We start from the raw sequence: 13,198 nt of genomic DNA, 5'->3' as shown, positions 1-13,198 counted from the left end.
TAAGCGTAGCAGGTTGTTGCTTCTGTTCCCGCCGTCTATTAATTTTTAAGCTTGGGCCAAAAATCTAAAGTGATTTTTGGCCCAAGCTCTTTTTTGTCAATTTTTCAAAATAGTGCACAATACGTTATAATAGAAACAACTGAGAGGAGCGTTTCTAATGATTAAGCAATTACAACATCCATTTTTTGTTATTATGGGTCCTAGTGGTTCTGGCAAGACCGCAATTACAAGTAAGGTTTTTCCGAAAAACTATAAAGTTATCTCGCATACTACGAGGAAAAAACGGTTGGATGAAGTGGATGGTGTGGATTACTATTTTGAAACAAAAGCAAGTTTTCAAACCTTGATTGAAACCAATCAGTTAGTGGAGTATGATTTTTACCATGGAAACTATTACGGTGTCGGTGTAGCTGCCATCGTTGAAACAACGAAAGAGCATCCAGCCTATAATGCGTTAACTTTTCCAGGCTTTCAAGCGGTCTTTGAGCGTTTTGGCGAGTCCGTCATTCCAGTTTTTTTTGACGTTTCAAAAGAAAATATTTATCAACGTTTAAAGCAACGAGAATCTGATCCTAAAATTATTGAAGAACGTTTAAACCTTTATGATCAAGAAATTCTTATCAAAAACCAATTGGAACAATATCCTAATTATCAACGAATAGATGCCAATGGACCTATAAAAGAGGTCGCTGGCTTGTTACAAGAATGCATCAAACACTATTATTAATCAAGCAACTGGTGAGACAGAATCTAACATCAATTTTGTCTTGCTAGGTGCTTGATTTTTTTTGTAAAAAACTTGCATTCTGAATAGAGAGTGCTATAATGACATGGTGTCATATGACAATGTGTCATAAAAGGGAGGAACACAAATATGCCTACGAATACGTTTTTTCATTTGCCAGAAGAAAAGCAACAACGCTTATTAGATGCTGCGCAAATTGAATTTTCACGCCATTCTTTACAAGAAGCGTCAATTGCAAATATTGTTAAATTAGCGGAAATTCCTCGCGGTAGCTTTTATCAATATTTTGAGAACAAAGAAGATTTGTATTTTTATTACTTTGCGACATTAAGAAAAAATAGTGAACGAGATTTAGAGAAACAAATTATTGCAGAAAATGGTGATTTAATCGAAGCCATGGATGTCTATTTCTCCAAAATGATTGTCGAAGTGCTAACGGGAGAGAATGCTTCTTTCTATCGGAATTTATTTGTCAACATGGATTATCGTGCTTCACGTCGGGTGACGGATAATTTAGCGACTGGAGAAGAGGAAAAAAATAGGAAACAGAACTGTCATAAGCATAGAGGAAGAAAAGGCCATGCTGCCTATGCAGAACATCTTTATCAAATAATTGATCGTTCGAAATTAACCATTGAAACGCCAAAAGAATTCACATGGTTCATGCAGACGGCGATGCATGCCGTTTTCTCAACAATTGTTGATGGGTATCGTCAACAAAGAGAAAATACTGCCTATGATTCAACTGAAGCAGTCAAACAATTAAAAATGAAATTAAATTGGTTGAAAAATGGCGCTTATAAGTAGCAAAAAGGAGGAGAAGTTAGTTGATTAAACTAGTCAAACGGATGTCGTTATGGTCGGTCTTTGCAGCGGTTTTATTTATGATCGTGCAAATTATCGCAGATTTATATCTGCCCACATTAACATCTAATATCATTAATGACGGTGTCGCTAAAGGAGATATTAACTATATTTGGAGTACAGGAGTTGTCATGTTAGGCTTTTCTTTGATTAGCATTGTCGCTTCTATTGGAAATACCTTTTTTGCCACCAAAGAATCACAAAGTTTAGGTAAAAAATTACGGACTGATATTTATCGAAAAGTTGAAAATTTTTCTAATAATGAATTTGATAAATTTGGGACAGCTTCGCTAATTACACGAACAACCAATGATGTCAATCAGATTCAAATGGTTATGCAAATGTTTTTACGTTTAATGATTAACGCACCTTTAACGTTAATTGGTGCAAGCTTTATGGCGTATAATAAGGACCCGCAATTAACGAAAATTTTTCTATATGTTTTACCAATTATGGCTGTTTTAGTGGGAGGTATCATGTTTTTAGCGGTTCCGTTATTTAAAAGCATGCAAAAGAAAACAGACCGTTTAAATTTAGTTTTTCGTGAAGGACTGACAGGGGTTCGTGTGATTCGGGCCTTTGGCAAAGCAAACTATGAAGAACAACGTTTTGATGAAGCCAATAAGGATTATACACAAACGGCGATTAAAGTGAATACGATTGTCGCTTTGATGATTCCTTTAATGACACTCATTATGAGCGGTACCAATATTGCAATCACCTGGTTTGGCGGTCATTATATTGCGGAAATGCAACTAGAAGTAGGGAACTTAATTGCCTTTATGACTTATGCCATGCAAATTCTGATGAGTTTCATGATGTTATCTATGATTTTTGTCATGGTACCGCGGGCGCAAGCTTCTGCTGATCGGATTAATGAGGTGCTAAATACTGATTCAGAAATCAAAGATGTACCCAATCCAGAACTACTCTCTCTAAAAGGCGACAAAGCAACATTGGCATTTGAACATGTTAATTATCGTTACCAGCATGCTGAAAACTTAGCACTGGAAGATATAGATTTTTCAGCAAAATCTGGGGAGACGGTCGCAATTATTGGTGGGACAGGTTCTGGGAAAACAACGCTGGTTAATCTTTTACCACGTTTTTATGATGTTGAATCTGGCAAAATTTTGCTAAATGGTAAAAACATTAAAGAAACGTCACAGCATAATTTACGAGAAATGATTGGCTTTGTACCGCAAAAGGCTGTTTTATTTACAGGAACGATTCGTGAAAATATGCAATACGGCGCCCCAAATGCGACCGATGAAGAAATTTGGCAAGCCTTAGAAATCGCGCAGGCGAAGGCGTTTGTTTCAGAATTGGCAGAAGGTTTGGATAGTCATGTCGAACAAGGCGGCGGTAATTTTTCTGGCGGACAACGCCAGCGGTTGGCTATTGCTCGTGCTTTAGTAAAACCAGCAGATGTCTATGTTTTTGATGATTCCTTTTCTGCATTGGATTTCAAAACAGATGCTAATTTAAGAAAAGCCTTAAAAGAGCAGATGACGGATGCAATTGTCGTTTTAGTAGCCCAACGTGTAAGTACGGTTATGGAAGCATCGACAATTTTAGTATTAGACGAAGGGAAATTAGTTGGTAAAGGAACGCATGAAGAGTTATTAGCGAATAACCAAACGTATCAAGAAATTGTACATTCTCAATTGAGAGAGGAGGACCTTGCATGAGTAGTCGACCAAAAGGCGGACCAATGGGCGGGGGACCAGGACGTAACATTGGCGCAAAAGGGCCAAAACCAAAAAATTTCTGGAAAACAGTGAAACGTTTATTTCGGTACATGTCTAAACGAATGCTGTCAATTATTGCTGTCTTAGTATTAGCAATCGCAGCCGTCGTTTTCCAAATTCAAACACCAAAAGTATTAGGACAGGCAACAACTGAAATTTTTAAAGGCGTCATGAAAGGCGCTGCTGAAATGAAACAAGGCTTAAAAATAACTTCTTTTCCAATTGATTTTGACAAAATCGGTCAAATTTTATTAATTGTTATTGCCATGTACCTTATTTCTGCTGTCTTTAATTTCTTGCAGCAAGTAATTATGACACGTGTTTCACAGCGAACAGTTTATGAATTACGTCAAGAATTAGAAGCGAAAATGAACAAAGTTCCAATTTCCTATTATGATACTCATAGTAATGGGGACATTATGTCACGGGCAATTAACGACATGGATAATATTGCGAGTACTTTACAACAAAACTTAACCCAATTAATTACCAGTATCGTGACATTTGTGGGTGTACTTTGGATGATGCTGACCATTAGCTGGCAGTTAACACTAATTGCTTTAGCAACAGTGCCATTAAGTTTAATTGTTGTGATGGTTGTGGCACCTCGCTCGCAAAAACATTTTGCGGCTCAACAAAAAAGCTTAGGATTATTGAATAACCAAGTCGAAGAAACCTACGGTGGTCACGTAGTAGTAAAAAGTTTCAACCACGAAGAAAGTGATCAAGAAGTATTTGAAAAAGAAAATGAAAAATTATATCATGCTGGTCGCAAAGCACAATTTATTTCAGCGATCATTATGCCTTTAATGAACTTTATCAAAAATCTAGGCTACGTGTTTGTTGCAGTCCTTGGTGGCGTAAAAGTAGCGAATGGTATGATGGATTTAGGGGATGTCCAAGCATTTCTTCAATATACCAATCAATTTTCACAACCGATTACTCAAATCGCTAATTTAATGAATACAATCCAAGCTACGGTGGCTTCGGCAGAACGTGTCTTTGAAGTATTAGATGAAGAAGAAATGGTGGATGAACCTTCTGGCGTACCAGTGGAAACAGATAGTCCTTATCGTGTTTCTTTTGAACATGTTGCTTTTGGCTATTCACCAGAGAAATTATTAATGAAAGATTTCAATTTAAATGTTAAACCTGGGGAAATGGTCGCAATCGTGGGCCCAACAGGTGCTGGAAAAACAACCCTAATTAACTTATTGGAACGCTTCTATGATATTAGTAGCGGCAGCATCAAATATGATGGCGTAGATACGCGCGATTTATCTCGCGAAGAGTTGCGAGCACACTTCTCAATGGTTCTTCAAGATACTTGGTTGTTCACTGGAAGTATCTATGACAATATTCATTATGGTAATGACCAAGCGAGCGAAGAAGAAGTGATCCGTGCGGCGAAAGCAGCCCATGTGGATGATTTTGTCAGAAAATTACCAGAAGGCTACCAAACGATTTTAAATGAAGAAGCCAGCAATATTTCTCAAGGTCAACGACAATTAATTACAATTGCTCGAGCATTCTTAGCAAATCCAGACGTTTTAATTTTGGATGAAGCCACCTCAAGTGTGGACACTCGAACAGAAATACTGATTCAAGCAGCAATGAATCGTTTATTGGAAAATCGGACCAGCTTTGTAGTTGCTCATCGCTTGTCGACTATCCGTGATGCTGATACGATTATCGTTATGGCAGAAGGTTCAATTGTGGAAACAGGAACCCACGATGAATTAATGACGAAAAACGGTTTTTATGCTGATTTATATAACAGTCAGTTTTCAGAAGAAGTAGCCTAAAAGGCGAAGCAAAAAATAGTAATTCATGATGAGGCTTCAGGAACCATAGTCGTAAAGACTGGTTCCTGAAGCCTTATTTTTTTGACAAAAAGTTGGCGAAATTGAAAAATTTCTATTTTCTTTTGAGAAAAACAGGATATTACTTGATGAAATAGCAAGAGATGTATAAAATGGGAGAGAAGAAAATGGAGGTAACAGAAAAAATGACTGAATTTCAATTAGAAAAAGCTGCGACATTAAAAACAATTGCCATTCGTGCGAAAAAAGTTGGCGAAATGGTCGACTTTTATAAAAAAGTAATGGGTTTTGTTTTAAAGTCAGAAGAAAATAACCTGTCTATCTGGGGTACACGTGAAGCAGGAACGCAATTATTAATTTTAGAAGAAACTAGAAAAGCCGAAGATTTTCATAATGAAGAAAAGCAAATGGCTTATTTTTCAATTAAAGTTCCTACGGAAAAAGAATTTTTACAAATTGCTCAACGAGTGCTTGAGCAAGACTACCCAATTGATGAAAGTTTCCAAATTGGCACACGACAAAGCATGTTCATTACTGATCTTGAAGGCAATCAATTTGAGATTTTTCACGATGAAGCAACAGCAAATTCGACTTCTGAAAAGCAACCAATTGTGCTTAAAGATCTTATCAGTGAGGACTTAGAGCCACATCAAGGGTTAGCCGCTGGCTCATATTTAGCGCATGTGCAATTAAAAACAAACAATCAAAAAGAAATAAAAGCATACTATGAGGAAGTTCTGGGTTTAAAACGCAATGAAAAAGATCAATTTGTTTTAGAAGATGGCAAAGCAACTATTGGATTCCAAAAACCTGAAACAAGTGAAGTGGATCAATTACCTGATCCACACTTAGGTTTAGATTTCTTTACCATTAAGCTCTCTGATCAAGAACATATTTTAGCAATGGAGCAACAATTAACGGCAAAAAATCAAGAGTTCTTTATTGACCAGAAAAAAGCGATTGTCACTGTGTTTGATCCAATTGGCTTGGAATGGTGGTTTGTCTTAAAATAAACGCTTAGACAGACAAAATAAGCTTGTTTTAGCAAGTCTGGAATAAAGTCGGAATAAAAGTTTAACGCTGCTTTTGTTCGGGACTTATTCTAGACTTTTCCTTTAATATTAAAAATAGTAGGTGAAAAAATGTACGAAAAAACAAAGTGGAAAATTCAAAATATGATGAAAAAAAGTGTTTTTTCGGGGGCTAGTTTTTGTTTCATTGAAGGTGAAAAAGAGGAGAGCAATTGTTGGGGACTCGCACAAGTAAAACCCACCAAAGAACAATTAACCTCGGCCATGCTGTTTGATGTGGCTTCTTTAACCAAAGTAGTCGGCACCACCACCGTTATTTTGCAATTAGTGGAAGAAGGAAAAATTATTCTAGATCAATCATTACAAACTTATTATCCCTCTTTTCAAGATTCTAATATTACAATCCGGCATTTGTTGACACATACGGCAGATTTACAAGGCTATATTCCTAATCGTGATCAGCTGAATGCCCAAGAATTAAAAGACGCCTACAATCATTCATTTCACGCAGGCAAAGCGATAGGTAAAAAAGTTGTTTATACAGATGCAGGGACTATTTTATTAGGCTTTATGTTAGAAGAAATGTTCCAGCAATCAATGATAGAAATTTTATCTGAGCGAGTATTGCTTCCTTTAGGGATGAACGAAAGTACGTTTCTACCAAAGAATCTTTTAAACTGTGTGCCAACAGAATTACATGAACAAAGAGGGTTGATTCGAGGTACAACCCATGATCCTAAGGCATTTGTTTTACGGGAACATGCAGGGAATGCTGGCTTGTTTAGCAATGTCTATGATTTAACAAAATTTGTTCGAATGTATTTAAATCGAGGCAGTTATCACAATCACCAATTCTTGAAAAAAGAGACAATTGATTTGTTACTAGTTAACCAAGTGCCAGCTGCAGATAAACCACGTTCTCTAGGCTGGGATTTTAAATATGATGTAGCTACGCAACGGCCATTATTATTCCATACAGGCTATACAGGCACTTTTTTGCTAATTGATGTGCGACAACAATCAGCGTTTATCTTTTTATCTAATCGAGTCCATCCAGAGGACCACCGGAATACTTATATCGAAGAAAGAGATCAGTTGTTGGCAACCTATTTAAAAGAGAAATCATCAGTTTCAGATGAAATGACTAGTTTTTAGTGATATAATGAGAGCGAATTCAATTTGGGAGGTCACAGTCAATGCAAGAACCATTATTTTTACAACCTGTTTTTCAAGAAAAAATTTGGGGCGGCAATCGTCTACACACGCTATTTGGTTTCGATTTACCGAGCGATAAAATTGGTGAAGATTGGGCCATCAGTGCACATCCACATGGCGTTAGTACTGTTTTAAATGGCGAATTTAAAGGAAAAAAATTAGATGAATTGTGGGCAGACCATCAAGAGTTATTCGGCCATGCAGGTGGCGCTGTCTTTCCATTATTAACGAAAATTTTAGATGCTGAAGATGATTTATCCGTGCAAGTTCATCCTGATGATGCATATGGTCAAAAACATGAAGGCGAGCTAGGCAAAACTGAATGTTGGTACATTATTGATGCAGAACCTGGCGCTGAAATCATTTATGGACATCACGCGAAAACAAAAGAAGAACTAGCTGAAATGATTGAAGAAGGTCGTTGGGACGATCTTTTAAGAAAAGTACCAGTGAAAAAAGGCGATTTTTATTATGTACCAAGCGGCACTATTCATGCCATCGGCTCGGGTATTTTAATTTTAGAAACGCAACAAAGCAGTGATACTACGTATCGGGTTTATGATTATGATCGAACAGATGATCAAGGAAAGACCCGGGAATTGCATATTCAACAATCCATTGATGTGACAACCGTTCCGGCAAAGGATCCTGATCTCTCTATTCAACAAGAAAATCAAGGACAATCAAGCATTGTTACTTATGTAAAAACAGATTTCTTTAATGTCTATGAGTGGCGTGTCAGTGGGATTCTAAAAGTCAAAAAACAAGCACCTTATACATTAGCAACAGTTATTGAAGGTGTGGGTCGATTGATTACAGAAGATGCTGCAAAAGCAGATGTGGCTACTTTTGATTTGAAAAAAGGCGATAGCTTTATCTTTCCAACAGATATTCCGAGCTGGCGTTTTGAAGGTGATTTAACGATTATAGCTTCAGAACCTGGCAGTCGCTAAAAAAATGAGGAGATCATCAACAGATGATTTCCTCATTTTTTGGCATTAAAACAGTTTATTTTGTTATAAAGGAACGTTTAGGTAAGGCAGCGATAACAGCTGTGACGATGATGACTGATAGCAGACGATCCCCGTAATCTGTTATCAATTGAACCAACAGGACGCTTGCTAGCTGATTTAAGCCTAAACCATATAAAAATTGGACAATTATGCTGGAGCCAGCAGAAGTAATTCCACCAAATAAACAAACTGTGATTAAGGAAGAAATCACTGTTCCTGGTATCGTTAACCATAACGTTTTAAATGGTAATTTGGTTACTTTTAACTGCTGATGAAGGAGCAAACCTGCTAAAATTCCTGTGCAGAGTTGGACAGGTGAATAATACAGAGAAAAGATATCCGTTGTCAATCCAGTTAATAGACTTGTTAAAATACCTGTCAGTGCACCAAAGAGTGGGCCTAATAACGCACCTGTAAAAATAGTTCCCACGCTATCAAGATAAATTGGTAAACGAAGGAGTAACGCAATGGTACTGCCGAGGTAATTTAAAGCAACACTAAAAGCGATAATTGTAATGATTCGTGGTGTTATTTTTTTCATGGTTATCCCATCCTTAAATTTTTGAAATCTCTTTCGATCTCATCTATTTGTACATTTAAAAGAATGGATAGAAACTTCACGAAAAACTGTTGACTATCAACCGTAGTCAAGACATGACAATTAGCTGGTTGCTGCTGGAAATGATACTGATCGATCATTGATTGCCCCATAGCAATGCCGTCAGGAACAATTTGTCCGTAACTGGAAAAGCCTTGGCAGAGCGTAGGATCAATAAAATAAGCAACCGCTAAGGGATCGTTGATAACACACCCTAAAATACGTTCATATTTCCAATGAAAATCAAAATAAAATTGAGTAATCTCAGCGAGGTAATTCCCCATTTTGGGGTTGAGTCGTTGACAATAGTTGAGAATTGTTGGTGTAAAAACAATTTCTCGTGTGACATCTAAGCCGACCATCTCGATTTTTGCACCTAATTCCTCAAAAACCCAAGCTGCTGCATCAGGATCACACCAATAATTAAATTCTGCAACAGGAGAGCAATTGCCGTGGCTTTTAAAGGTACCACCCATTGAGACAAAACGTTGAAGATTTCGTCCCAGAAGAGGTTCTTTTTTTAAAGCCAACGCAATGTTTGTTAAAGGACCAAGGGCAATGATTGAACAATCGGTGGCTTGTTGAAAGGTTTGTGCTAAATAGTCGGCAGCGGAAAGCGCTTGTGCTTGGATTTTGCTAGTTCTGGGGAAATAAGTTTCACCTAAACCATCCATGCCATGTGTATCTTGTGCACTAACAAATGGCCGTTTTAAAGGGCTAGCAGCCCCTTGGTAGACAGGAATATCTAAGCGATTAACTTTTTCTAAACATTTAAAAACATTTCCCACGCCAATCTCCACAGGGACATTTCCGCAAACAACTGTAATCGCTTGGACATCTAGCTCTGGTGAAGCAAGTGCATACAAGAGAGCAAGCGTGTCATCAATTCCGGGATCACAATCAATAATTACTTTTTGCATTTTTTCCAATCCTCCTTTTTCGTTAACTGCAAATGATAACTCTTGTTAAAAAAGCTATGACTTGAGTTAGTATTGAGAGATACTTAGTTTTTTATTCTGGGAAGTTTCCGAACCAGTCCGAGAAATTCTCGATTTTAAATGCACCTCTTTATCTTACTATATTTTGTAAAGATGTAAATAGTTGTCGGAGAAATGAAAAAGAATCTAGCCCTATATGTAGGAACTAGATTCTTCTTTTATTTATAAAGCGTTTCAGGAATAGCGATCGGTTCACCATATTTTTTCTCTAAAGCGGTCCGAATTAACCGAATCCCTAGATTTTTGTTGCGTGCTAAGATTGGACCGTGGAAGTAGGAGCCAAACACATTTTTATAGACAACGCCTTCGCCATTATCTTGACCGTTATTGCCTTTGCCTTGTTTGACTGTTCCTAAAGGTCGTTCACCTTCTCCTAAAAAAGTCATGCCATTATGATTTTCAAAACCATAATACGTTTCATCAAATTCTTCATTATAAATTTCGATATCACCAATGAAACGATTGTTGTCTTGGCTCAAAGTGTAATGATCTAATGCACCGATTCCTTTAATTTTTTCGCCTTGTGCGCCGACATAGTAATGTCCTAGAAGTTGATAACCACCACAGATAGCTAACAAGACGCCGTCATTTTCAATATAAGAAGTCAAAGCTTCTTTTTTATTCTGAATGTCTTCTGAGATGATCAATTGCTCGAAGTCTTGACCGCCACCAACAAAGACTAAATCATATTTTTCGGGATCAAACGGTTCGTAGATACTGATAATTTCTGATCGGAAGGTAACGCCCATTTTTTCGGTTAAATATTTAAGCATCAATAAATTTCCGTTATCTCCGTAAGTATTTAATAAGTTGCCATATAAATGACAAACGACTAATTCTTTAGACACCATTCATTCCCCCTTGAATATACCCTTGGGCTGTTAATGATTTTCTTAATTGCAAAACAGCAGTATAGGTTGCCAAAATATAGACATGATCTGTCGGCAACGTTTTAATTTCTGAAATTACTTGCTCCAAATCAGGAATTTCTAGTAATTTTTCTTCAGGAATACCCGCAACTTTTAAACGCAAGGCCATATCTTCATGGCGATCACCGCCAGCAATTACTTTTGGAATGTCCATATCAGCAAAGGCTTCATGATTACCATCCCAAATCCAACTGACATCAATTCCATCTGCATAATTGGCATTTAATAATGAAACCAGCGAGAAAGAGTAAGGGGCTAAGCCCATCATATCAATGACCTGATTTAAACCAACGGGATTTTTTACTAAAACTAATGTACATTCTTTATCGCCAACTTTAATAGTTTCTTGACGCCCAAAAACTTTTTCATCATAAGCTAAGCCTGCTCGGATTTTATCTGGTGCCACCTGATAATATTCTGCTACCGCTGTGGCCGCTAGCGCATTATAAACATTATACATCCCACCAACAGCAATGCCGTATTCTTCGCCATCAATCACAAAATCAGCAGATGTATTATCCATTCGGACCATTTCCGTTAACTGCACATCCAACTCAGGGCGTTTGAAGCCACAATTTGGGCAATAGTAATCACCTAAATTAGCATACGTAATCATTTTATAATGAAGAATATGATTACATTTTGGACATAAAACCCCATCTGTATTGTAATGAGCCAATTGCTCTTTCGGTGGTAAATGATTAAATCCATAGTATTTGCGAGGATTTACAGTTTCTTTTGAATTAAAAATTGGCGAATCACCATTGCACAAAATAGTTGCTTCAGGAGCAGCAGCGGCGCCTTCCATAATTAAGCGATACGTCGTATAAATTTCACCATAGCGATCCATTTGGTCGCGGAAAATATTCGTAAAAACAAATAATTTTGGTTGAATATATTTAGTGACACGGCTTAAACTTGCTTCATCAATTTCTAAAACCGCAAATTTCTTTTGTCCTTTTTTCGCCTTGGCATTTAAAAAAGTAGAGACAATTCCTTGCTCCATGTTAGCACCCGTTGGATTTGTTAATACCTCATCAAATTCTTGGCGTAAAATGTTAACAGTTAAAGCAGTTGTCAATGTTTTGCCGTTCGTTCCAGTGACTACGACAATTTCATAGTCTTTTGCCAATGTATCTAAAATTTTAGGATCGATTTTTAGGGCTAATTTCCCTGGGTAGCTACTGCCGCCTTTAAAAAATGTTTGTAAAACCCATTGCGAAGTTTTTCCTGCAGCAATTGCTAAATGACTTCGAATCCCCATTTGTTGTCCCCCAATTTCTATATCTTTAATTTTTCGTTATTTTAAATTAAACTCAATCTATCATACCATAACTAAAATAAAAAATTAATTCCTTTTACTTTTTCTTACTATTATTTAAAAAGTCTTTTAGAAAAAGTAGAATAGTGAAGGAAAAAAGAGAATAGACGACTTGTCTTAACAACAAATCGTCCATCGATTTCCATTTTTATTTCGCATCAATATAACTGTATAGCGTATATTTAGAAATATTGAAGAAGTTAGAAACTTTGTCCCCAGATTTAGTGACTAAGAAGGCGCCTTTATTATTTAAAAATTGAATACACTTGATTTTATCGTCCTTCGTCATTAATGGGACCGGCTTGCCAACTAATTTAACTGATTCGTGAATTAAATCGTCTAACAACTCATTAACATCCTGAGGAATGTAATCAGGGTCTTTATCTTCTTCAGGTTCTGCAGTGGAAATCAAAGATTTTAAGTTCGACTCTGCAGCAATCAATGTAGTGATGTCGTAGTTAATAGCAAAAATACCATCGAGTTGACCATTCTCATCTTTAAAATACATTGTACTAGATTTTAAAATACGACCATCATGGGTGCGGGTCAGATAGTTAATATGATCATTCAACTCACTAGGGTCTTTTTTTAAGGCTTCTAAGACTACTTGAGAAGGTCCATCGCCCAGATGACGAGAAGAGACATGACCATTTTCAATGGAAACAATAGAATTGTTAATATTGTCTTCATTGATTTGGTGGATAACGACTTCGCAGTTTTCCCCAAATTGACCAGCTAAACCTTTAGCAATTTGTGTTAAAAAAGTAAGTTTTTCGTCGGATAACATAAATAAGCTCCTTTCTAATGTGCCTGGCACAAACAGTTTTTATAAGATTGTGTCAAATTTAACATAATATTTTTAAATGGAATAGGCAGGGCTAAATCCTTTAATGTCGCGTACTACCTGTTC

Annotated in this window: 12 protein-coding genes and 1 riboswitch; of the genes, 7 read left to right on the top strand and 5 right to left on the bottom strand. The window is 36.9% G+C overall.

Annotation, left to right across the window (positions count from 1 at the left end; all coding sequences use genetic code 11):
• Positions 1 to 157 precede the first annotated feature (157 nt).
• From IGM09_RS09770 to manA, 7 genes are all read left to right on the top strand, one after another.
• Positions 158 to 727, top strand: a complete 570-nt coding sequence (locus IGM09_RS09770; RefSeq protein ID WP_002367148.1) for a guanylate kinase — start codon at positions 158 to 160, stop codon at positions 725 to 727.
• Between the two features lie 147 nt (positions 728 to 874).
• The gene (locus IGM09_RS09765) at positions 875 to 1,552 is read left to right on the top strand and encodes a TetR/AcrR family transcriptional regulator (protein WP_033625098.1); all 678 of its coding nucleotides are present in this window, start codon (positions 875 to 877) and stop codon (positions 1,550 to 1,552) included.
• 20 nt (positions 1,553 to 1,572) lie between these two features.
• Positions 1,573 to 3,300: an ABC transporter ATP-binding protein gene (locus IGM09_RS09760; protein WP_002374237.1), complete on the top strand. Its 1,728-nt coding sequence runs from the start codon at positions 1,573 to 1,575 to the stop codon at positions 3,298 to 3,300.
• Positions 3,297 to 5,165 carry an ABC transporter ATP-binding protein gene (locus tag IGM09_RS09755; protein WP_002365026.1) on the top strand — a complete coding sequence of 623 codons (1,869 nt, stop codon included), beginning with the start codon at positions 3,297 to 3,299 and terminating at the stop codon, positions 5,163 to 5,165. Before IGM09_RS09760 ends, IGM09_RS09755 begins: the two co-directional genes overlap by 4 nt.
• Before the next feature lie 161 nt (positions 5,166 to 5,326).
• Entirely contained in the window at positions 5,327 to 6,196 is an 870-nt protein-coding gene (locus IGM09_RS09750) for a VOC family protein (RefSeq protein ID WP_002359617.1), read from the top strand.
• A gap of 129 nt (positions 6,197 to 6,325) precedes the next feature.
• Positions 6,326 to 7,369, top strand: coding sequence for a serine hydrolase domain-containing protein (locus IGM09_RS09745; protein WP_016616773.1), 1,044 nt, complete (start codon positions 6,326 to 6,328; stop codon positions 7,367 to 7,369).
• A gap of 41 nt (positions 7,370 to 7,410) precedes the next feature.
• Entirely contained in the window at positions 7,411 to 8,382 is a 972-nt protein-coding gene (manA, locus tag IGM09_RS09740) for a mannose-6-phosphate isomerase, class I (RefSeq protein WP_002356580.1), read from the top strand.
• 55 nt (positions 8,383 to 8,437) lie between these two features.
• On the opposite strand, the gene IGM09_RS09735 is transcribed toward manA, so the two are convergent.
• The 5 genes from IGM09_RS09735 to IGM09_RS09715 all read right to left on the bottom strand — a co-directional run bounded on the left by IGM09_RS09735 (position 8,438) and on the right by IGM09_RS09715 (position 13,075).
• Positions 8,438 to 8,983, bottom strand: coding sequence for an ECF transporter S component (locus IGM09_RS09735; RefSeq protein WP_002356581.1), 546 nt, complete (start codon positions 8,981 to 8,983; stop codon positions 8,438 to 8,440).
• Positions 8,984 to 8,985: 2 nt separating this feature from the next.
• The gene (locus tag IGM09_RS09730; RefSeq protein WP_002367139.1) at positions 8,986 to 9,960 is read right to left on the bottom strand and encodes a nucleoside hydrolase; all 975 of its coding nucleotides are present in this window, start codon (positions 9,958 to 9,960) and stop codon (positions 8,986 to 8,988) included.
• Between the two features lie 77 nt (positions 9,961 to 10,037).
• Positions 10,038 to 10,082: riboswitch (PreQ1 riboswitch) on the bottom strand.
• Between the two features lie 114 nt (positions 10,083 to 10,196).
• Complete coding sequence (locus tag IGM09_RS09725) at positions 10,197 to 10,889, bottom strand: type 1 glutamine amidotransferase (RefSeq protein ID WP_002356583.1); 693 nt, start codon at positions 10,887 to 10,889, stop codon at positions 10,197 to 10,199.
• Positions 10,879 to 12,231, bottom strand: a complete 1,353-nt coding sequence (locus IGM09_RS09720; protein ID WP_002362254.1) for a Mur ligase family protein — start codon at positions 12,229 to 12,231, stop codon at positions 10,879 to 10,881. The genes IGM09_RS09725 and IGM09_RS09720 overlap by 11 nt, the downstream gene beginning before the upstream one ends.
• A 205-nt stretch (positions 12,232 to 12,436) precedes the next feature.
• Positions 12,437 to 13,075 (bottom strand): helix-turn-helix transcriptional regulator, encoded by a 639-nt coding sequence (locus IGM09_RS09715; protein WP_002381503.1) that lies wholly within the window; start codon positions 13,073 to 13,075, stop codon positions 12,437 to 12,439.
• Positions 13,076 to 13,198 lie beyond the last annotated feature (123 nt).

The organism is Enterococcus sp. DIV0167, assembly GCF_050541555.1.
GTDB classification, from domain to species: domain Bacteria; phylum Bacillota; class Bacilli; order Lactobacillales; family Enterococcaceae; genus Enterococcus; species Enterococcus faecalis.
The sequence above is the reverse complement of the archived record's forward strand: the minus strand, read 5'-3'. Positions and strand labels throughout refer to the sequence as shown.